Genomic DNA, 22419 nt, shown 5'->3' on the forward strand with positions numbered 1-22419 from the left:
AGCATTATGACGAAAATTAACGTAGTGATTTCTGGATTTGGACCATACGAGGATTTAAGCATAAATCCATCGTACGAGGTTCCGCTAGCTCTTGAGCACGCCAAAAATGGCGACTTAGAGTCGGATTTTGACCTTCCAGAAGACGTTGAAATCAAAGTAAAATCTGTAATGTTGCCGATCAGCTTTGCAAACGCTTGGCCGCAGCTTTTAGATACGATTAATGCGCAAGACGCGGATATTGTGATTGCAACGGGCGTAAAACATGCGGCTCGCGGAGTGCAGCTAGAACGATGCGCCACAAACATTATGGATGCAAACAAGCCAGACGTGGATAATCGCACGCCGCAAAGCGTACAAATCGTTGAAAATGGCCCTGCTGCGTATTGGACGAGGCTGCCGCTAAGAATGATTTTAAATGATTTTGCTCACAGCGGGATTGCGTCTACGCTAAGTTCGGATGCGGGTACGTATGTTTGCAATTCGTTGTTTTACAGGCTGCTGGATTGGGCGTCGAATAACTCCCAAAAGCGCATAATTGCTGGGTTTGTAAGTTTTCCGCCAGTGGTTGCTCTACATGATGCACGCCACGGGCTGCCATTGGATGCGCAAATCAAAGCTGGTAAAAGCATAATTTGCGAAGCCGTAAAGTACTATATGAAGCCTTCGTCCTTAAGCATATTGCTAGAATAGTTTGCTCGACACGCCCGAGTGTTTTAGCGACTAAAGTGATAGCGTTATTGCTGATGGAGTGTGCACGATAGTAGAGTCGTGCGGGGGTTTGTGAAAGGAATAAACATGGTGCCAGATCGTTTCCCAACTGCTTTGCGCGGGTACGACAAAGATAAAGTCAACGAAGCCTTTACTAACTATGAACGAACAATATCTCGCCTGCGCGAACAGGTGCGTTCTAGTGATGAATCAATTTTGCAATTGCAGGCACAATTGCAAGAAGAAAAAAATAATGTAAAACGCGCAAAAAGCGGTAATACTTTTGCATCTTTGGGTGCAAATGCGCAACAATTACTGGCGTCTGCAGAGCAAACGAGTGCGCAGCTAATTGAGCGTGCAAAGCAAGACGCTGCGTCGATTAAAAAAACGGCTCAGGCTCAGGCTGGAACTTTGCTAAATAATGCGAAGTTAGATGCGGAGCATTTGCTGCAAGAGGCGCAAACCAAGGCAGATACGCTGCTTTCTACTGCAAGCAATAAAGCAAATCAGATGACAAGCGCTGCAAAAGAGGATTCGGAGCGTTTGCGCGAAACAACGGGTAAAGATGTTGCGGCGCAAAAAGATGCTGCAGCGCTAGAAATCAACAATGCGCGCGAAGAGCATGCAAAGAAGATGGCTTCCGAAAAGTCTGAACAAGAGAGAGCAATCGCACAGCTGAAGGCGGATGCAGCGCAAAAAATCGCGGAGCAGAGATCGGCTGCAAACGCGGAAATTGCCCATGCTAAAGCAGAAACGAATGATCAGATTGAATCAGCTTTGGCAGAGGCGAATAAGAAGCTTGCAGATATGCAAGAGCGCGCAACAAAGATGATGGCGGATGCTCAGCGCAAGGCTGGAGAAATCACGGATGCGGCTGCGGCAAAGGCTCAAGAGATTGCGGACGAAGCGCAAATTGAGCGCACGCGCACGCTAAGCCAGGTTAGTGCAGAAGTTGAGCAAATTAGAAACGACATTGCGGCTCAGCAAGAAGAGGCAACAAAAAAGGTGAACGAGCTTATTTCTGGGCTAAAAGAGCGCGAGCGTGCTGCGCAAGAAGAGGCAGATGCGCTTGTTGCGCGAGCCAAGACGGTGCATCAAGATGCGGATGATTATGCGGCTCAGGCGCATAAGGATGCGGATGCTCAGGCGGCGCAAATTGTTCGCAAAGCAATGCAAGATGCAACGGCTCAGGTGGAGGAGCGCAGGGCGGCGGCTCAGCAGGAGCTTGATGGCATGACGGCGCGCTTAACGCAGCTTCAGCATAGGGAGGCGCAAATCACGCAGCGCGTTACCGAGCTTAGGTCTCTGTTTGCAAATGCATTCTCGGGGTTTGACTTTGGAGATGCTGCTGGAGTGCAAGGGGGGTCTGGCGATTCTAGTGATTCTGCAGATGATGATGCTTCGGAGCATAGAGATGTTGATGCTCAAAAGCAAGCTAGAAAAGATGCTCAGGCCCAAGTTGAAGAGGCGATTGCGCAGGAGTCGTGAGCTGCACTGCGTGATTTGTGATTTGGCGGCGTGATTTGTGCTGCGTGAGATTGCGTGGAAGAATCGCAAGCAGCCGCAAGATTTGCGAAAAAAGCTAAAATAAACTATAAAAAATAAACATAAAATAATAAAAAACAAGAAAGGTTATACAGTGACTGAAATCTCTGAATTAAGTGCCGAAGCTTTGCAAGGTTTGCGCGATGATTTTGACGCAAATCCATTGAATCGTTTGGCAATGAACGGCGTTACGGCTGCTGGAATAAACAAGGTGGCGCTCAATTACGACCGCGCACGCCTGCTGCAGCGCCGATTCTCAACGGTTGTGGATAATGGCGACGCAAGGCATCAGGATCATTCTGGTCGCTGCTGGCTATTTAGCTCTTTGAATGTTGCGCGATTTGTTGCTAAAAAATCGCTTAAAGTTAAGGATTTTGAGTTTTCGCAAAATTACGCAATGTACTTCGACAAGCTTGAGCGAATCAACTACTTCTTAAAGGATGTTGCGGCTCTTATTCGCTCTGGTGAGCCTTCTGATTCTCGTTTGTTGCAGCATTTGCTTAGTGATGTTATGGGCGACGGCGGCCAGTGGACTATGGCTATGAACATCTATAAGAAGTATGGTGCTGTTCCAAAGGATTTGTACCCAGAAACCGAGTCTTCTAAAGACACTGGCGATATGAATACTCAGCTTAAAAAGCTTTTGCATACAGCTGTGGCTCATATGTATGCCAACGCTGCCGACATTGACAATATTGTTGACACCACTATGGCTGCGGGGCATAGGATTCTTACAATCCACCTGGGTGAGCCACCAAAGAGCTTCGATTGGGAGTGGACGGACGAGGACGGAAAGTTCCATCGCGATGGCGAGATTACGCCAGTTGAGTTTTGGAATAAGTACGTTACGGCTGGGCTTGAAGACTACGTTTGCTTGGTAGACGACCCGCGCGCGGAGCATCCAAAGGGCAAGAAGATTGCCATTGAGCATTTGGGCAATGTGGCTGGCGGAGATGCAACCGAGTATTTGAACGTGCCAAACCAGTTTATGAAGGATTGTGTGCGTAAGATTCTTGTTGAGCAGGGTATTCCAGTTTGGTTTGGTGCCGATTGCCACCCTATGATGGATCGCGATAATGGCGCTTGGGCTACGGATTTGTTTGAGTATGATCGCGTTTATGGCGTTGATTTTGATTTAAACAAGGAGCAGCGCGTGCGTTTTGCTGATTCGGCTATGAATCATGCTATGGCGTTTGCTGGAGTTGATGTTGCGGATGACGGCACGACTACTCGCCGTTGGCGCGTGGAGAACTCTTGGGGCGCGGATATTGCGGACAAGGGTTACTTTACGATGAGCGATGATTGGTTCACTGAGTACGTGTACGAGGTGGCGGTTCCTAAGGCGCTTTTGCCAGAGGAATATAAGAAAGCACTGGAAGAACCAGCAATTGTTTTGCCGGCGTGGGACCCAATGGGCGCATTAGCCTAGCTTGAAATCACTAGGATTTCAAGCTACTCTAATGCGCCCGAGCCGCTTAAGGCAGAAGCATTGCTTCTGCTGCGGCGAGGACATTCGCGCGCGTAGACCGCGCGAATGCAGTGGCTTAACGCGAAGCTGCATAATGCGCTTCGCGTTACTCCAAAGCGCCCGAGCTTGCTCAAGTTGAAAGTCCAGTGGACTTTCAACGCAAGCGAGGCCTGCTGCGTCTCGATTGACGCAGCAGGTGCCACGCCAAGTGGACTTTCAACGCAGCTCGGAATCGTCGATTATCCCGCGTTTGTTCCCTTTTTGGTCGATTTGGGAAACAAAATCGGGAAAAAAGAAACAAAAGCAAGAATGTCGTTCTCGCGTTATATTTGTCTCATCAATGATGCAAATATAACGAAAATCAGTCAAAAAGTGTTACAAATGTCTCATGAGTGAGACAAATGTAACGAAAATTAGCCAAAAAACGTAACAAATGTCTTACCAATGATGCAAATATAACGAATCTTGCTCTAAGCGAAAAGGTAGGTCAGAGCGACTACATAAACTTGTAGTGCTTTTGTAATTGCGTCAAACGCTCTAACATCAAGCGCTGCTTATTTTATAGGATGGTGACAAATGGAATCTACGCCTGATCAACGCATTTCAAGCGCAGTCAAGAAGGCTCTTGAAAACGGCATGAATCCGCTTGATTCGTCTAAATTCCAGCGCTGGGAAGACCAGGTTGGCGTAGATCGCATAATCAACCGCCGCGTGTTGGAGCTGGAACCTCTTCCAACTCCTGCACAGGTTCTTGGCGAGTTGCCACTTTCGCCGTATGCGCAAGACATTGTTGCCGAGTCGCGCGATGAGATTCGCCAATGCCTTAACGGAGATGACGATCGCTTGCTTGTAATCGTTGGGCCTTGCTCGGTTCACGACCCCGCTGCGGCTCTTGATTACGCAGCTCGCTTGGCTGATTTGCGCGCAAAGCTCGAAGGCGAGCTTTTGATTGTTATGCGTGTTTACTTTGAAAAACCGCGCACAACAGTTGGCTGGAAGGGCTTAATTAACGACCCAGATATTGACGGCACGAACGATATTCACAAGGGTTTGCTTTTGGCGCGTCGAACGCTTCTTGGCGTGTTAGACGCTGGCCTGGCTGCAGCAACCGAGTTTTTGGAGCCGACTAGCCCTCAGTTTATTGCGGATGCGGTTAGCTGGGGGGCGATTGGCGCGCGCAACACGGAATCGCAGATTCATCGCCAGCTTGCTAGCGGTCTTTCTATGCCAGTCGGATTTAAGAACGCCACAGATGGTTCTGTTACGGTTGCCGTCAATGGCTGCTTGGCAGCTAGTCAGCATCACACTTTCTTTGGAATTGACCATCTTGGGCGCGCGTGCGCTGTGCAAACGCTTGGAAACCCTGATTGTCATGTTGTTTTGCGCGGCTCTAGCAAGGGGCCAAACTACGATGCGGATTCTGTTGCGGCGGCTGTTGCGGCGGTTCGTTTAAGGCTTGGCACAAATTGCATGGCGTCTAATGGTGTTGTAATCGATTGCTCGCACGGGAATTCTGGCAAAGATGAGAATCGTCAGATTCAAGTTGTACAAGATATTGCGGATCGATTTGCGCACGGAGAAAATGGCATTAAAGGCGTTATGATGGAGAGCTTCTTGCAAGGCGGAAACCAAGATTCTGCGCCTTTGAGTGAGCTTGAGTACGGAAAGTCGATTACGGATCGATGCATTTCTTGGGAAGATACCGAGCGCTTGCTTAACACTCTTGCGCAGTCTGTTTCTTCTCGCCGACTTAAGTCTTGATTTTCCCGATTTTGTTGCTTTAATCGGCGTGTCGAGCTACAAAAAGCGGAAAATCGTTCGCGCGGATTGGCCGTGCGAACGAAACGACACGCCGTGTTTTTTTTTAGTTACAAACTATTACAATAAATCCTCAAATAGTCAGCATTTTTGAACAAAGGAGTGCAAAATGTGTGGATCACCAGCCCCCGAGTACAACAGTCTTCCTAAAGATAAAGATGGCGTTTTAAGCCGTGCTCTGCCAATTGTGCGATACGCGATTTTTGCGCTTTTGCTTGCTGGCGCATTTCTTCTTGCGTTTGCCTGGTATCGTGGCACTCACAGCAAAGGCTACACAGTTGTTACCTGTTCTGCACTATGGTTTAGCGTTATTGTTCCGTTTATTACGCTGATTGTACTTTGCGTTTTTGTGCGCGGATGGCGTCTTGTTGTTGGCTCTATAATTTGCGTTTTGCTAATAGCGTCTTTCTTTGGATTTATTGCGCTTCAAAATCAAATCATGGACTTTTTGAATGTTCCCGCCACAAATCCTTGGTTTGAATTTACGTGCAACGCTTTGCTAAAAATTGCAACCGCATCTTTTGTTATTATGTGTTGTGTAAGCGTATTTTTGATTAGACGCAATGTAACATACGAGATTAAAGGATGATTTGACGAATGCCTAAGTTTACAAAAATCGCCATTGTTGGCGCTATGGAAGAAGAAGTTGCACACATTGCCGCTTCTCTTAGCAATGTTAAGCATAATAAAGCCGCCAGCTTAGACGTATCTTGTGGCATGCTTGAATGCGAAGATGGCGGAAAAATCGAAGTTTCCGCTACTGTTGGTGGAATGGGCTTAGTAAATGCCGCCGCAACTGTGCAGTATTTAATTGATGCGTACAAGCCTCAGGCCGTAATCTTTTCGGGAATTGCGGGAAGTCTCAATAAAAATTTGCATACGAATGATGTTGTTCTTGGAAAAACATTGAGATATTTAGACACCGACATGCGCATGATTAATCAGTGGAAGCCGTTTACAAACGAATACCATTCAGACGAGTATCTTCTTAAAACTGCAGACAGCGTTTTAACAAAGATGGGCATTAACCACATTTTGGGAACAATCGCCTCTGGCGGATATTTTGTAGACACGCCCGAAAAAGTGGCGGAAGTTATTGAGGCGACTCAAGCGGATGCTGTAGAAATGGAAGGCGCTGCGATTCTTCACGTGGCTGCAAGAAACGACGTTCCAGCGTTAGTTGTGCGCGCAATGAGCGACAATGCAGACACAAAATACGAGGAGTTCCACACTTTCGACATATCGGAATACGCGGATACGGCTGCAAAAATGACGGTAAATATTGTTAGGAATTTGTAGAATTCAACACGCCGATGTGGTCGCCGACGCGCAGCATCGCTAAACAAAAAGCGAGTAGTGCTAAATGCCGCCATTTTTTGAGTGCAATCAGATTTTGGCGGCAAGGTTTTTACCCACCTCTTATGATTGGCATCGTTAATAGAAGAAAAAGGTAATAAGAAATAAAAGATGCCAGTTTTAAACATTAGTTTAAATAGTTTAAGAGGAAAATTTTCGGTAGGTTATACGAGAAACGTAGATTGGCTGGCATGATGGCAATTCTTCTTGAAAGGAATGAAGAATATGCGTAAAAATGCAGTAAATAATGCAGTAAAGAATAATGCAGTAGAAAATCAATCAATCAAATTGAACATAAAGTGGAACATGCGCGCGATTGCAGCAGGATTGTTAGCGTCCGCAACTTTAGTGAGCTTTGCAGCTTGCGGAGATAATGTTCCTGCAAGTAGTTCGCAATCATCCGCAAATACTGGCGCAAAAATCGTAGGAAATTTCCAAGGCTCGGGTGCATCTTCCCAGCAGGTTGCTGTAGAAGCGTGGGTTGCAGGATTCCAATCCAAAAATCCTGGCGCAAAAATCGCCTATAATCCAACTGGCTCGGGTGCAGGAGTTACAACGTTTATGACTGGAGCCACAGCGTGGGCTGGATCCGATAAATCGCTAAGCGACGACGAATTAGAAAAGTCAAAGTCGGTTTGCGCAAATGGCACTACAGCTTTTGACGTTCCAGTATACGTTTCTCCAATCGCAGTAATCTTTAATCTAAAAGGCGTTTCGGATGCTGGAAAACACATAAATATGGACGCTTCTACAATCGCAAAAATCTTCGACGGCAAGATTACGCGTTGGAATGACGATGCGATTAAATCGCAAAATCCAAAGCTAAAGCTACCAGATAAGGCGATTACAGTTGTTCACAGGTCCGATAAATCTGGCACAACGCAAAACTTCTTAAGCTACATAAAAGACGTTGCTCCAAACGATTGGACCTACGATCTTAGCGAAAATTGGCCAAATAGCGTGGGCCAGGGCGCAAAAGGCACGTCTGGCGTTGTTTCCACAATCCGCATGGCAGACGGAGCGATTGGATACGCGGACTTTTCGCAAGTTGGAAAGCTTGGAACTGTGGCAATAAAAGTGGGAGATTCTTACAACGAGATTAGCCCAGAAGGCGGCTCTATAACAGTTAATGATTCAAAGATTGACGAAGATGCTGCAGCAAAAGCAAAGCACCGCGTTGTTGTTAAAATAAACCACAAAACGGAAGAAAAAGGCGCTTACCCAATTGTGCTAGTTTCTTACGATATTGTGTGCGGTGCTTACAAAGATGCTGCAACTGCACGATTTGCAAAGTCTTGGCTTAGCTACGTTACTAGCAAAGAAGGCCAGGCTGCGGCTCAAGATGCTGCTGGAACCGCACCTTTGCCAGAAAAGCTTATGGGCAGGATTAACAAGTCGGTTCAGTCTATAGGCAAGTAAAAATAGCATTTTGCCAAGGTTTTAGAGTAGTTAATAGAGTAGTCAATATATTGCTACTGATAGCATTTATATAATGACTACAAAAGGAGCATGAGTGAGTTCTAAACAAAGAACTGAAATCAGTAAAGATGCGCACAAAAGTGGCCATTTTGCAGGTGGTTTTGCAGGTGGTTTTGCCGACCGCTTGTTCAAAAACGTAGCTCTTGCTTGCGGATTGCTGATTTTAATGGTGCTTACAGCTGTGGCACTGTTCTTGCTGTTTCAAGCGTGGCCTATTATAGGCGCAAACAAAAGCCAAGTAAGTCAAGTATTTTTAGACTTTACTGGCGGCAAAGCGCACGATTTTCTAGGCTACGTAGCGCCGATGGTTTTTGGCACCGTTCTTATGTCTGCACTCGCTCTGCTCTTTGCATTTTTTGTTTCGATTGGAATCGCGCTGTTTATAAGCCACTATGCTCCGCCAAAAATAGTGCCGCTTTTAAGTGGTGTTGTTGATTTGCTTGCTGCGATTCCGTCCGTAATCTATGGTCTTTGGGGCGGATTGGTGTTGGTGCCATCCATATACCCGTTCTGGAAGTTTATTTCGCACATTTTTGGCTGGATTCCGCTTTTTGCGGGTCCTGCGGCAAGTCCTTCGCGTAGTGCTGCAACCGTTAGTATTGTTCTGGCAGTTATGATTTTGCCGATTATAACCTCTATGGCGCGAGATATTTTCCAGCAAGCTCCACAATTGCAACAAGAAGGCGCGCTCGCGCTTGGTGCCACAAAGTGGGAGATGATAAAGCTAGCGGTTTTGCCGTTTGCAAAGTCGGGAATTGTTTCCGCGTCTATGCTTGGTCTTGGTCGCGCTTTGGGCGAAACAATGGCAGTTCTTATGATTTTGTCTCCAGGATTCACCTTTAAATTCAACATTTTGCAAGCTTCGCAAAACCAAACGATTGCAGCAAATATAGCAGCGCAATACCCAGAAGCAAACGGATTGGGTGTTAGCGCGCTTATTGCTACAGGCTTGGTGCTGTTTGTTATTTCATTCGCTGTAAACCTTATTGCTCGCAAAATCACGGGAAAGGCGAGTGCATGATGCAAAATTCGGAATCTTTGCAAGTTGGCTCTGTTGGGGTTGACCAGGCTGTTGACTCTTCTGAAGCCAGCCTCGAATCTCCAAAAATCGACTTTAACAAGTTCCGCCCAACGCGCTCTAGAATCGCAAGTCGTAAGCGAAAAGACGCGTTTATGCGCGTTCTAATCTTTTTGTCTTTTATAATTGCGCTAATTCCGCTACTTTCTTTGCTTTTTACCACTATTGTAAACGGCATTAAGCGTCTAAACCTTGATTTTCTAACTCATAATATGACTTATGTTGTTGGAGGCGCAGCCACTGGCACAGGCGGTTACGGTGGTATTTTGCACGCCATTATTGGAACTTTGGAGATTACTCTTGGCGCAATGGCAATTTCGATTCCGATTGGAATTATGTGCTCCGTGTATTTGATTGAGTACGCGCGAGGAAGTCGCTTAGCTAGGGTGATTAATCTTGTTGTAGACGTTATGAGCGGAATTCCTTCGATTGTGGCTGGCTTGTTTGCGTTTTCTAGCTTTACGATTTTTGTAGGCCCTGGAACAATCAACGGTTTTGAAGGGTCGGTTGCGCTTTCGCTGCTTATGCTGCCAACTGTTGTTAAATCGTGTCAAGAAATGTTAAAAATTGTGCCGAACGATTTGCGTGAAGCGGCTCTGGCTCTAGGCGTTACAAAGCAGCGCATGATTACAAAAATCGTGTTGCGCACCGCGTTGCCTGGAATTGTTTCTGGCTGTATTCTTGCGGTTGCGCGCGTGGTTGGAGAGACGGCTCCGCTTTTAATGGCAGCTGGGTTTATTGCATCCACGAATTTCAATCTTTTTGACGGGCAAATGACCACTTTGCCAGTGTACGTTTACCAGGAGTATTCCAAGCTTTCGGCAAATTGCCCAGCTAACGCGCCTGCTTCGTGTGTTACTACGATTCCAATGGAGCGCGCGTGGGCGGCGGCTTTGGCGCTGATTGTGATTGTTTTGCTGCTGAATATTGTTGGGCGAGTTGTGGCTCGAGTGTTTTCAGTAAAGGCAAAATAGAGCGAAGTTAAGCGAAACAAAGCGAAGTAAATCAAGGTAAATCAAGGTAAATCAAGGTAAGCGAAGGATTTTAGAAAGTGAGGCGCAAATGGGTCAGCGCATTGATGTTAAGAATTTGAACATTTACTATGGCGATTTTCTAGCAGTAGAAGACGTTAACATAAACATTGAGCCAAACAAGGTTACGGCTTTTATCGGGCCTTCGGGATGTGGAAAATCAACGGTTTTGCGCACTTTAGACCGCATGCACGAGATTACTCCAGGCGCTCGCGTGGAAGGTCAGGTGTTGCTTGAAGGCCGCGATTTGTACGGCAAAGACGTGGATCCTGTGGCCGTTCGCCGAGATGTTGGAATGGTATTCCAGCGCCCAAATCCTTTTCCAACAATGTCTATTCGAGAAAACGTTCTTGCAGGTGTGCGCTTAAACAATCGCAAGATTTCTAAGCAAGATGCCGACGACTTAGTTGAGTGGGCTTTGCGTGGCGCGAATTTGTGGAACGAGGTTAAAGATAGACTCGATAAGCCAGGAATCGGGCTTTCTGGCGGCCAGCAGCAACGACTTTGCATTGCGCGAGCCGTGGCTGTGCATCCGCAAGTGCTGCTTATGGACGAGCCTTGCTCTGCTCTAGACCCAATTTCTACGCTTGCTGTGGAAGATTTGATTAACGAGCTTAAGCGCGATTACACGATTGTGATTGTAACGCACAACATGCAGCAGGCCGCGCGCGTGGCCGATTACACTGCGTTCTTTAACCTTAAGGCGGTTGGAAAACCAGGGCATCTTGAGTATTTTGCAGATACAACCACTATGTTCAACAATCCGCGCAATGCGGAGGCGGAACGCTACATTTCTGGCCGATTTGGGTGATTTTGCCGCGATTTTTGGGCGATTACTGTGTGATTTTTGCATAATTTTTGCGCTATTTTTGCGTGATTTTTCTTTGGTCAGCACGTGCGCGTAAGGTCGAACCTGTTCGGTTGTTCAAAGTTCTACAAGTTGTTTCTAATTCTCGCGAGTTTTCTAGAGTGTTCGTTCTTCTTGTGTGCTTTGCGCGCTGAGCGAGTCGCAGTAACCTCTGCGTGAATGCCCAAATGTAATTGCGTCCGCGATTGCTCAAGTGCTCTCGCCACGCTTTTTATGGTCTTTTGCGCTGTAAAACCAAGGAACCGAGTTTATGGAAAAGTTCTTCCATCTCAAAGAAAACGGCACGAATGTATCAACGGAGATCACTGCAGGTCTCACTACATTCTTTGCAATGTCGTACATTATTGTTGTAAACCCAATGATTTTAAGCCAAACTGGCATGCCTAAGGGTGGCGTTTTCCTCGCTACAATCATTGCAGCAATCATTGGCACGCTTGTTATGGGCTTGTTTGCTAACGTGCCTTACGCTCAAGCTGCTGGCATGGGTCTTAACGCATTCTTTACTTACACAGTGTGCTTTGGCCTTCATTTTACGTGGCAAGAAGCCATGTGCATGGTGTTCTTGTGCGGTTTGATTAACATCATTATTACCGTTACCAAGATTCGTAAAATGATTATTCGTGCCATCCCAACTTCGCTGCAACAAGCGATTGGTGGTGGCATTGGTTTATTCGTTGCATACGTTGGTATTATGAGCGTTGGCTTAATCACTTTTACTTCTAAAGATCCTGCCGCCGCCGCTAAGAGTAAGCCAACCGCTGCTATTCCAGGCCTTGCTGTTATTAACAATCCTATTTTGTGGCTATTCCTTATTGGACTTGTTTTGGCTATTGTTCTTACCGTTCTTAAGGTTCGCGCAAGCCTGCTTATTACGATTATTGCAACCTCTTTGGTTGGTATTCCGCTTGGATTGACTTCGCTGAATAACGCCGTTTCTGTTACAGACGCTTTTGCCCAGCTTCCAACCACCTTTGGTGCTATTTTTGGTCCGCAAGGTTTCCCTGCGCTCTTCTCTAATCCAGCACGCATTCCGCTTGTTTTGGTAACTATTTTCGCCTTCTCTATGTCGGATACTTTCGACACTTTGGGAACGTTTATTGGTACCGGCCGCAGAACTGGCATCTTCTCGGAGGAAGATGAGAAGGCTTTGGAAAACGGCTCTGGCTTTAGCTCCAAGATGGATCGCGCGCTGTTTGCTGATTCGATTGCAACCTCGGTTGGCGCAATTTGCGGTACTTCCAACACTACTACTTACGTTGAGTCTGCTGCTGGTATTGGTGCTGGTGGCCGCACTGGTTTGACTTCTGTAGTTGTTTCCGTGTGCTTTGCGCTTTCGATTGTTCTTGCGCCATTTGCTAGCGCTGTTCCTGCGGCTGCTACGGCTGGCGTGCTTGTAGTTGTAGGCTGCATGATGGCAAGCTCGTTAAAGGAGATTGCTTGGGATGATATTTCCGAAGCTATTCCTGCGTTCTTTGCCGCCGTGTTTATGGCGTTCTCTTACTCGATTTCTTACGGCATTGCCGCTGGATTCATCATGTACTGCTTGGTTATGACTTGCAAGAAGCGTGCTAAAGACGTTCATCCAATGCTTTGGATTGTTTCGATCTTGTTCATTCTTGACTTTGTTGCTAACGCAGTTTTGTAAAGAATTTATAAGACATTGATAAGGTATTGACATTGTCGCGTGTGGGTATTAAACTTGCCCAACGTAAACCACAGACCGTTGGTGGAGTCGCAAGATTCCTGAAAATGATGTGTCATGCCAGCACAGGTTGAGCAGTGATGGTTGCATTTATTTGCGATTTATCACAAACTTTTTAACACTATGTGTTTCTTATTGCTCTGCCGTGCGCAGGCTTTCGATATATTATTTCCATTCCAGCGGCCAATTTAGGAAGGAACGCCATGAAGAGGCCCGAAAAGGAAGCGGTAGTTGCAGAGCTTACGGATTTGTTTCGTAACGCCGACGCTGTCTACCTTACCGAGTACCGCGGGCTTACAGTTCCGCAGATTTCTTCTCTGCGCGAAAAGCTAGGCCGCGATACTTCCTACTCTGTGGCTAAGAATACGCTTGCTCGCATTGCCGCTAAGGAAGCGGGCATTGAAGGTCTTGATGAGCTTCTTGCTGGCCCAACTGCAATCACCTTTGTAAAGGGCGATTTCATTGAGGCTGCTAAGACCTTGCGTGATTTTGCCAAAGAGAATAAGACCCTCGTCATTAAGGGCGGTTTCGCAGATGGAACCGTTTACGATGCCGAAGGCGCCAAGCAGCTGGCAGACCTCAAGTCTCGCCCAGAATTGCTTTCCGAGATGGCTGGCGCGCTCAAGGGCACCATGTCCAAGGCCGCCTACCTGTTCAACGCTTTGCCAACCAAGGCAGTGCGTACTATCGACGCTTTGCGCGAGAAGCAGGAAAAGGCCGCTTGATTCCCTTGCAGCTTGCTGCATGAGACCAAAAAATAATAAAAATGTTATGGCTCTAAGGCACAAGGTGTGTCTGGCCAAGTAAGAAAGGAAGCCATTATGGCTAAGCTCACTAGCGAAGAGCTTCTTGAAGCTTTCGGTGAAATGACCCTCGTCGAGCTTTCTGAGTTCGTCAAGGCCTTTGAAGAGAAGTTCGATGTTGAGGCTGCTGCTCCTGTAGCTGCTGTTGCTGCTGCTCCAGCCGCTGCTGCTGGCGCTGCTGAGGAAGAGAAGGACGAGTTTGACGTTGTCCTCGCTTCTGCAGGTGATCAGAAGGTTGCCGTCATCAAGGCTGTTAAGGCTTTGACTGGCCTCGGCTTGAAGGAAGCTAAGGACATTGTTGACAATGCTCCAAAGCCAGTCCTCGAGAAGGCTAAGAAGGAAGATGCCGACAAGGCTAAGGCTGCTCTTGAAGAAGCCGGCGCAACTGTTGAACTTAAGTAGTTCTAGGCTCTTTTGTTAACTTTGTTAACGCATGCGGCTGGTTGCTAGCGTGATTTGCTAGTGCAATAGTCGCAAGCGTGAATCGAAGGCGGCAAGGTTTTTGTGATTATCACGAATTCCTTGCCGCTTTTTGCTTATCTGCAATATAGAATCTACTTTCCCGTGTTTGTTCCCTTTTGCCCGTGTTTGTTCCCAAAATCGGCCAAAACGTAAACAAACGTGGGGGAAAAGAAACAAACGTGGGTAAGTGTGCCCGGGTTTGTTCCCAAAATCGGCCAAAACGTAAACAAACGTGGGGGAAAAGAAACAAACGTGGGGAAGTGTGCCCGGGTTTGTTCCCAAAATCGGCCAAAACGTAAACAAACGCGGGAAAAAAGAAACAAACGTGGGCGCGACGACCTGCCTGAGCGCTTAGAGCGTAGTGCGCGAACGACTTTTCCGCATTTGTTTCCAAAATCGTCGCGGCAAAGTGGCATAATAGGAAGGCTTGTGACTGGAGGAGTAATCCGCTAGCACAGCACAGCAATATAAGTTGCGGGAGGATCCTTAAAACGGCTTAATATCAACGTTTTTAAGGCGCCGATTTAACCGCTTCAAAAGAAAGAAGAACCATATTATGGCTCCAAAAAAGAAAGTCTCTGCGCTTATTAAGCTCGAGATTCAGGCTGGTAAAGCAAATCCAGCCCCACCACTGGGTCCTGCATTAGGCTCCCACGGCGTAAACATCATGGACTTCTGCAAGGCCTATAACGACCAGACGAAGGACAAGATGGGTCAGATCGTTCCAGTAGAGATTACTGTTTACGAAGATCGTTCCTTCACATTCATTCTTAAGACCCCACCAGCCGCTGCTTTGTTGCTTAAGGCTGCTGGCATTCCAAAGGGCACCGAGAACCCATTGACCCACAAGGTTGGTTCTGTAACCAAGGCTCAGGTGCGCGAAATCGCCGAAATCAAGATGCCAGATCTTTCTGCACGAGATGTTGAAGCTGGTATGAAGATTATCGCGGGCACTGCTCGCTCGATGGGTATTACCGTTACCGACTGAAAGTGAGTGGAAAAAATGGTGAAGCGTTCTAAGAAGTATCGTGAAGCGGCCGAGAAGATTGACCGTAACAACCTTTACACCCCAGCTGAGGCTATTGCTTTGATTAAGAGCATGCCAAAGTACGCTTTTGACGAGTCCGTTGAGGCTGTTATGCGCCTTAATGTGGATCCTCGCAAGGCCGATCAGTTGGTTCGTGGCGTTGTAAACTTGCCTAATGGTACTGGTAAAACCGCTAAGGTTTTGGTGTTTGCTCGTGGCCCAAAGGCTACTGAGGCTCAAGAAGCTGGCGCAGACATTGTTGGCGATGACGAGCTTATCGAGAAGGTTGCCGGTGGATTCCTTGACTTCGATGCCGTTGTTGCAACCCCAGACATGATGGGCAAGGTTGGTCGCCTTGGTCGTGTGCTTGGTCCTCGTAGCTTGATGCCAAATCCTAAGACTGGCACCGTTACAATGGATGTTGCAAAGGCTGTTGCCGACATTAAGGGCGGTAAGATTGAGTTCCGCGTTGATCGTCAGGGCAATCTTTCCTTCCTCTTTGGCAAGCTTTCCTTCGACGAGAAGGCTCTTGAAGAGAACTTCAAGGCTGTTGCCGATGAGATTCGCCGCTTGAAGCCAACTACCATTAAGGGTCGTTACATTACTAAGGTAACGATTACCTCTACAATGGCTCCTGGCGTTCCAGTGGATATTGCAAGCATTGCTGCGTGATTTTAGCCAAGCATAGCTGAGTAATTTTATTAGCGCTGAAAATAGTGTGTTCTTTTATAGATTGCACCATTTTCGGCGCTTTTATTTTTATATTCTTTTCAAACAGCGTCACCAAGTTAGGTAGAGATTCGAGATTTTTCGCCGCTAGCGAGGCGAGCCTCAGCGCCGAAGGTGGTGACTCGCCGAGAGAGCAAGAAAAATCGAGAATCTCAGTGATGAAATCTACGCAAAAGTTCTAGATATCCAGAAGGTTTGATGTATTTCTCTACGAGCAATAAAAGAGGAGCGTAGCGACGGGACTTGCGAGGAGAGAAATACTCAAACCTCGCGCAATACCAAGTAAGGAAGGCGCGCAACAGCAAGCAAGGAAAGCAATTGTGTAAGTATTTGCTGAGTGTATTGCATGGCGCGCCGAAAATCTCAACAAAATACGTCAATGTTTTAGAGCGCAGAATCGCGGATTCGCCCAATCGTAATCGCAGTTTGCAAAACGTATGCTTCACGCGGGTCAGTGGCATCCCAGCCTGTTGTTTGCGCCACTTTGCGCAAGCGGTATCGTATTGTGTTTGGATGCACGTTAAGATTGTGCGAAGTTTGATCCAGCGCGCCGCCAAATCGCAAGAAAGCGTCGACTGTTTGCAAAGTCGGGTCGTCTGGGTTGTATGGCGCCAAGCTTTGATACACCTTAGTGTACAAGGTTTCTACGGCGGTTTCGTCGCCTATAAGCGCGCGCTCTGGAAGAACGTCGTCGCATCGTATTATTTGCGGCAAATGTGTTACAGACGGCGCAACGGCAAGCGCTGCAAGTGTTGCCGTGATTTCTTTGCATATTTTTTGCGCGCCAACCACCACACCGCTTATGCAAACAGGCCTTCCCGACTTTGCAAACACTTCGCACATCTTGTTTAGGGCTGTTGGATTTGGGTTTTCTTTTAGCGCAAGAATGATTATGTGCGAAGGCGCCGCATCTTTGCATTTGCTCGCGTCGACGCTTTCCCCCGATTTGCCGCCGATTTTCCACGTTTTTGCACGCGCGCTAATGGCGTCTAGCTGCACGCGGTCAACTATTGCATCGTATGCTCCACATGCGCCAAGTTGCGTCCAGATTGCGCGTCTTAAAGAGTCCGTATTGTTTTGCGCCGCATGCGCGCCTGCGTTTTGTGGTGTTGGATTTGGGTTATCGTCATTTGCGCTCGATTCCGTTTTATACGTGCCCGCAATCGCCACAAATCGCGTATTTTCTTGCCATTGCAAGAGGTGCATTAGCGCGCTTACGCGACTATCTGCAATGCCGTTCATAAGGCATGTTGCGATTAGCGTGTGCAATCGCAAGCGTGTTGCCGCGTCAAAAATTTTGCCGTCTCGAATGTCAAAAATCCCAAGTGCATCTTCGCTTTTTGGAGCGCATGGCATTGGTGTAAAACTTGGTGTAAAGCCTTGTGTAAAGCCTTGTGCGCTAGATTCTTCGGCAGATTCGCATGCTTCGCTGCGTGTGCTATCTGGCTTTACGCCTGTAAGAATTGTAAGAAAGTCAGTGTTTTCGTCCATTCACTCCCTCAATCCTTGTGCGTATTCTTGTGCGAGTCCTCATGCGCATTATCATGCGCCAAATCGCAAACCATTTTATCACTTTGGTGGCATGTGCCACGGCATGCGCTATAAGCGCTATCCCTTACAAACATTAGAAGCGTAAAGAAGAACACAAACGTAATCGGCAGCATGTGTCGCTCAAAATTGTTTGCAGGCGCCAGCACCATTACGCCCATCAAAAGCGCAAGCGGCGCGTGCAAAACCAGCGTTTTCCACCTGCGCAGCACTATCTCGGCAACGCCAATCAGCAATGTTGCAACAACATACAAGTTTCCGTGAATAATCCACCCAAGAATCGGCGTATCGCTCCACGATTCCGCGCTGCTCGATACGGTACTGCGCCACTCGGGCAGCCAATAGCGAATCCACTCAGAATTCTTTATATTCTCGGTGTTTACGTAGTATTCGGGGCCAACATAAGGCACGTCTAGAATGTCAAAGTAGCCGTACGACTTTGCTAGCAGCGCGTCCGTTGCCACAATCGGGCTGTGTGTAATCATAAGCAACCACGCGTGGTTAAGCTTTTTCATGTCGTCTTTTGTAATATAACGCCAACGGTAGCTCACTTTTTTAGACTGCAATCCCGAAGATTTTACAGGATCCGCGTCTTGCTGATTATAGGCTTCGGCAGCTTGACTAAGATTGAAAATTGGCGATATTGCGCGCTTTGCTGCATGCGGTATGCTTTTTGGATCTAGCTTTGCGATTCTGGCGATTTGCTGAATCTGTATTCCGCGGCTTTCGATTGGGTCGCCATTTATAATCGCGCCGCTAGAAATGGCAAGCACAATTGCGCCGTGTATAAAAACGGTTGGAAGAAGAATGCACAAAACCCAGATTTTCCAACGTTTTCTGCTAGATATAATCAGCAATACAAATTGAATCGCAAGAATATACCACGCGTATTTTGCGGCAATCAGCATAATGCACACGCTGATTATTAATTCGACGATTGTGTGTACGGCTGGCTTTTGCTTGAATTCCAGGCAATTAAGCTCGTACATTATGCCAAACCACCACACAAATGCAAACGCGAACAGCGGCGATTTTGTAAGCGAAATTGTTGAAAACACTACGAGTGGGCTAAATAAAAATGTGATTATTACGGCGGCGCGCAGGGCGATTGGTGTTGGTGCTGTTGCACATGGCGCGCATCCAGTTTGCGATTCGCTTGTTTTAGCATTAGCCCACGGCGTGTTTAAGAATCGGTTTGCGGTTGCAGCGCAACAAAATGCCGCCAGCACAAATTGCATAACGGCAAGTAACACGATTCCTGCGTCGTTCGACTCTGTAAAATAGCGCGATATTGCGGCTGTGGCACCGTAAATAAGCGTTAAAACAATGTTGTGTTGGTCGCTTAAGTACGTTGGTTTTGCGGGCCAAAGGTAGTGCGCCGTAGGGTAAATGTCTGCTGGAACAAAGCTAAAGAAGCCAATGTATGGCTGTTTTAGGCCAGTTACTTGATTCCACGCCCAGCTGTATTCGCGGATTTGCGAGCAAATGTCGGCTCCGTATGCGGCGAGCAGCGTTACGGGCGCCCACAGCCAGCCGATAATCAGCGTTAGAAAAATGTTTCGTTTGCGGCAGGTTGAGTGGTAAAAACACCACTTTAGGGCGCGTTTTGTGTTAAAAAATGCGGCGCGGAAGGTTGTGGCGATTTTTGTTTGTGATTGTTGTGATTGCTGCGTTTGACGCGTTTGGGATTCTGCTTGCGATGATTTTGTGCGCATAAATCTTACGATTTTTGGCATAACTCCGTTTTTGCCAAAATAAATAAGAACTTGCAAAATTGCGTAATATGCGCAAAATGCGATTACAAAAATCAGCGCATTTAACCAGTTAAAATCTGTTAAAGATCCTTGCGCGCGGTAGATTACGCCCAGACTCGTGCAGGTTGCAAGAAAGATGCATGTAAAAACGACTAGCGAGTTTGCGGCGATTTTGCTTGCCGCGTTTGTGCTCGTTTTAATGCGTTTCATGTTCTAACCTAATGCTTGTGTTTGTTTGGTCTGTGTTTTGTGTGTTTGTGTTTTTTGGTCTGCGTTTTCTTGCACTCTAATTATACCCGCTATAAAATCGCTCGCGAGCTTCCCGAAAATGTTGTTCAACACGGCAAAATTAACAACAAAATCGGGAAAAACTTACCGAGTTTGTTGTTCTAGACGGCGTGTTGAACGCGAATTGGTGTTGAAATTTCACAGGGGGGGGGTATATTATTAACGGCTCATAATAAGCATCATCTGTAGCAGCTCTGCAGATGCTATTTATTTATAAATTTTGCATTTGTTTGCAATCTTAGTAAATACTCAGGGAAGGAGATGTGCCAATGAGTGATTTACATCGCGGTAGCCGTTTCCTTCGATTATTGCGCTCAATTTGCGCTAAAACAGCGTGCGCTCGCCGCGCGATTGTTGCGCTTTTTGTTGTTGTTGCTACTATTCTTGCCACTTTTATGATTATGCCATCCGCCTCTATGGGCGCTAGCCAGCAAAGCGAGTCTAGTCAGGTGCAGACTCAGAATGGGAATGCTGAGAATAAGCCTGCAGAAACTGCTGGAGCGTCTGCAAAAAACGGATCCGCTGCAAGCGGTGAAACTTCTGCAAAGGGCGATGCTGGCGATTCTAAGACTGAAGAATCTAATACCGCTGAGCCTAAAAATTCGCAGACTCCTTCCAAGCAAGGCGTCTCTGATGCGCACAGCGCCCAAAACGTTGACCCAACAAAGCAGCAGCAAAACAATGCTGCAGAAGGTGCAAACAAAGCCGCTGACAAAGACGTTGCAGACGCTGCTAAAGACGCTGAAAAATCCAAATCTGTAAAGAGATCTAAGCGCCAAAAGCGTTCTGCAGGAGCAGAGGATCGCGCCGCCGCTGGCAACGTTGATCTTCCACAAGAGTGCAGACAACTTAAAAAAAGATCTCTCAAATCATGCTACGAGATTAGCTACGATTTTGGTACTGCTGCTACTGTCGATAATGGTAAGACTATTTTAATAAAGCGTGGTAGCACTATAACTATTAATCCAAAATTCAAAATTAAACTTACGGCTAGTAAGAAAAAAGACGCCACTATGCCGAGCGACTTGTGGTTTGAATTAGTAGAGTCTGGTAGATATTCTGCACCAAGTTGGGCGAATTTTGAAAAAACAGAAAAGGGTAAAACTATCAAAGTTAAGAGTACTAAAGATCAAACAGACTTTGATGGTTCTATAACTTTGAGTCCAAATGGTAAATGGGATTACGGTAGTTATGAATTCAAAGTTTTTGCATATTACAAAAATGAAAATAAAGACACAACAATATACACTAAAATAAGTGTAAAAGTTAATCTATCTGACGATGAGAAGAGTCATTTAAACAATGACTTATCACTGAGCTTATACGATTTTGAAAATGCTCAGGATGGTACTGCGGTAACTGATAATAAAATTACTATAAAACCAAAGTCTAATAGTCAGGGTGCTAGTGGTAGTACTACTGGCGGTACTGATAAGAAAGATACTTACGATTCTATTAATAAGCTTTTTATTGATTCTAAATCAACTAAAAAGCCTGGTGTTATTTATCACCGTATGATTTGCCATGAAAATGGTAGTAATGATGATGCCAGTTACACGGTAGACACTGTTAATGGTTTGAGCCTTAAAGATAAAAAGGATAATCCTTCTACAGATAAATTGCAGACTCAGTTCAAGCATATGGAAAATCAGACTCGACCTAGTGAAAATGCAGATCCGTACACTGTATATGAAGAAAATGACGATACTGAGCGCTCGCAAAGCTGGATTAGTGGAACTCCTACAAAGGCTGGAACTTTTGAGTGCAAAGTGTTTGCTATTAAGGATGTTCAATATAGTTATACAGGTAACATTAAAATTCATCCAAAAACAATAGACCATTTCAAGGATCAGATAAGGTATGCTGATAAAAAAAAGAATTTATTTGAGAATCCAGATAGTTTAATTTCATTTACCGGTTCGAATACTGAATATTCTGTTGATAAAGATATCGACGTGGCTTATAAGTCAGTTACGATTGAAGTTAAGTCGAATGATGTTGGGGAAAATGATCTTAAGCTGAAAGTGTATCCGTTTAAAAACGGCGATGGTTCGTTGCCGGCGGCGTTGTCTGACAAGAATAACAAGATTTCTGCGATGCTCGGTATGGAGCTTAAGCCGTTTGTTGAAGCCACGTCTGCGGCGGATTCTAAAAAAACAATTACGCTTAAAATGCTGTGCGCAAAGGGCGAGGAGAAGTGGAGCAGTAATCCTGATGGGCTTGGGTTGAGTGGTGTGCCTGAGGATAAAGATCAAACTAGATGCAATGAAGCAGGGGATGGGGATAAAAAATGTACCGCGAAGGACGTTGCGTCGCAAACTACTATGGACGTGAGCATAAAGCCGACTGATGTTGGCGATTACAAGTGCGTTGTGTATGCGCTGAAACCAGAAGCGCTTGCTAAGTTCAATGAAGTTACTACAAACGTAACGCCAGACACATTATCCGCCTCCTTTGCATCTGCGAAGCTAACAGCCAATAAAGACTATGCGCAGTTGGATATTAACATTCACGTGCCAAAAAAATTTGAATTGCCAGACACGGGCGAGCAGAATTGGAACTTGCAGCTGGGCGCTATAGCTGCCGTTATGGTGAACGTGCTCGCTGCTGGATTTGTTATAAGTCAAAGTGAAGCATGCAGAAAGCTGCTTTACGAAAGGCGGCGATGCTAATGTGAAAGCTGCCTACGTAATCAAGTTGTGCGCGCGTATTAGTGCAGTGCGCGTAGCAAAAATAAAAACATAATTAGATTAAC

19 protein-coding genes are annotated in these 22419 nt (G+C 46.4%); 17 read left to right on the top strand and 2 right to left on the bottom strand.

What is annotated here, in order from left to right; translation table 11 throughout:
- Window positions 1-6 precede the first annotated feature (6 nt).
- From ACZ0NX_RS01710 to rplA, 16 genes are all read left to right on the top strand, one after another.
- Complete coding sequence (locus ACZ0NX_RS01710) at window positions 7-690, top strand: pyroglutamyl-peptidase I (RefSeq protein WP_464405174.1); 684 nt, start codon at window positions 7-9, stop codon at window positions 688-690.
- A gap of 105 nt (window positions 691-795) precedes the next feature.
- The gene (locus ACZ0NX_RS01715; RefSeq protein WP_060787207.1) at window positions 796-2196 is read left to right on the top strand and encodes a coiled-coil domain-containing protein; all 1401 of its coding nucleotides are present in this window, start codon (window positions 796-798) and stop codon (window positions 2194-2196) included.
- 151 nt (window positions 2197-2347) lie between these two features.
- Window positions 2348-3682, top strand: coding sequence for a C1 family peptidase (locus ACZ0NX_RS01720; RefSeq protein WP_060787206.1), 1335 nt, complete (start codon window positions 2348-2350; stop codon window positions 3680-3682).
- A 105-nt stretch (window positions 3683-3787) separates the two neighbouring features.
- The gene (locus ACZ0NX_RS01725) at window positions 3788-4117 is read left to right on the top strand and encodes a hypothetical protein (RefSeq protein ID WP_464405176.1); all 330 of its coding nucleotides are present in this window, start codon (window positions 3788-3790) and stop codon (window positions 4115-4117) included.
- 180 nt (window positions 4118-4297) lie between these two features.
- Window positions 4298-5482 (top strand): 3-deoxy-7-phosphoheptulonate synthase, encoded by a 1185-nt coding sequence (locus ACZ0NX_RS01730; RefSeq protein WP_464405178.1) that lies wholly within the window; start codon window positions 4298-4300, stop codon window positions 5480-5482.
- Between the two features lie 166 nt (window positions 5483-5648).
- Window positions 5649-6128, top strand: a complete 480-nt coding sequence (locus ACZ0NX_RS01735) for a hypothetical protein (protein ID WP_060787204.1) — start codon at window positions 5649-5651, stop codon at window positions 6126-6128.
- An 8-nt stretch (window positions 6129-6136) separates the two neighbouring features.
- Entirely contained in the window at window positions 6137-6838 is a 702-nt protein-coding gene (gene mtnN, locus ACZ0NX_RS01740) for a 5'-methylthioadenosine/S-adenosylhomocysteine nucleosidase (RefSeq protein WP_415695620.1), read from the top strand.
- Window positions 6839-7111: 273 nt separating this feature from the next.
- Entirely contained in the window at window positions 7112-8314 is a 1203-nt protein-coding gene (gene pstS, locus ACZ0NX_RS01745) for a phosphate ABC transporter substrate-binding protein PstS (protein ID WP_464405180.1), read from the top strand.
- A 118-nt stretch (window positions 8315-8432) separates the two neighbouring features.
- Complete coding sequence (gene pstC / locus ACZ0NX_RS01750; RefSeq protein ID WP_464405479.1) at window positions 8433-9395, top strand: phosphate ABC transporter permease subunit PstC; 963 nt, start codon at window positions 8433-8435, stop codon at window positions 9393-9395.
- Entirely contained in the window at window positions 9392-10426 is a 1035-nt protein-coding gene (gene pstA, locus ACZ0NX_RS01755; RefSeq protein ID WP_464405182.1) for a phosphate ABC transporter permease PstA, read from the top strand. Before pstC ends, pstA begins: the two co-directional genes overlap by 4 nt.
- A gap of 88 nt (window positions 10427-10514) precedes the next feature.
- Complete coding sequence (pstB, locus tag ACZ0NX_RS01760) at window positions 10515-11294, top strand: phosphate ABC transporter ATP-binding protein PstB (RefSeq protein ID WP_060787200.1); 780 nt, start codon at window positions 10515-10517, stop codon at window positions 11292-11294.
- A gap of 307 nt (window positions 11295-11601) precedes the next feature.
- Window positions 11602-12996 carry an NCS2 family permease gene (locus ACZ0NX_RS01765; protein WP_060787199.1) on the top strand — a complete coding sequence of 465 codons (1395 nt, stop codon included), beginning with the start codon at window positions 11602-11604 and terminating at the stop codon, window positions 12994-12996.
- 260 nt (window positions 12997-13256) lie between these two features.
- Entirely contained in the window at window positions 13257-13778 is a 522-nt protein-coding gene (rplJ, locus tag ACZ0NX_RS01770) for a 50S ribosomal protein L10 (protein ID WP_004112001.1), read from the top strand.
- A gap of 96 nt (window positions 13779-13874) precedes the next feature.
- The gene (gene rplL, locus ACZ0NX_RS01775; protein WP_415688929.1) at window positions 13875-14258 is read left to right on the top strand and encodes a 50S ribosomal protein L7/L12; all 384 of its coding nucleotides are present in this window, start codon (window positions 13875-13877) and stop codon (window positions 14256-14258) included.
- Window positions 14259-14874: 616 nt separating this feature from the next.
- On the top strand, window positions 14875-15306 hold the full coding sequence (gene rplK / locus ACZ0NX_RS01780) for a 50S ribosomal protein L11 (protein ID WP_004112010.1): 432 nt from the start codon (window positions 14875-14877) through the stop codon (window positions 15304-15306).
- Between the two features lie 15 nt (window positions 15307-15321).
- The gene (rplA, locus tag ACZ0NX_RS01785) at window positions 15322-16017 is read left to right on the top strand and encodes a 50S ribosomal protein L1 (protein ID WP_060787198.1); all 696 of its coding nucleotides are present in this window, start codon (window positions 15322-15324) and stop codon (window positions 16015-16017) included.
- A gap of 441 nt (window positions 16018-16458) precedes the next feature.
- On the opposite strand, the gene ACZ0NX_RS01790 is transcribed toward rplA, so the two are convergent.
- On the bottom strand, window positions 16459-17565 hold the full coding sequence (locus ACZ0NX_RS01790) for a helix-turn-helix domain-containing protein (protein ID WP_464405184.1): 1107 nt from the start codon (window positions 17563-17565) through the stop codon (window positions 16459-16461).
- Window positions 17566-17573: 8 nt separating this feature from the next.
- Window positions 17574-19586 carry a DUF6020 family protein gene (locus ACZ0NX_RS01795; protein ID WP_464405186.1) on the bottom strand — a complete coding sequence of 671 codons (2013 nt, stop codon included), beginning with the start codon at window positions 19584-19586 and terminating at the stop codon, window positions 17574-17576.
- Between the two features lie 347 nt (window positions 19587-19933).
- On the opposite strand from ACZ0NX_RS01795, the gene ACZ0NX_RS01800 reads away from it, so the two are divergent.
- On the top strand, window positions 19934-22336 hold the full coding sequence (locus ACZ0NX_RS01800; RefSeq protein WP_464405188.1) for a hypothetical protein: 2403 nt from the start codon (window positions 19934-19936) through the stop codon (window positions 22334-22336).
- The last annotated feature ends 83 nt before the right edge of the window (window positions 22337-22419 follow it).

Source organism: Gardnerella rara, assembly GCF_055452355.1.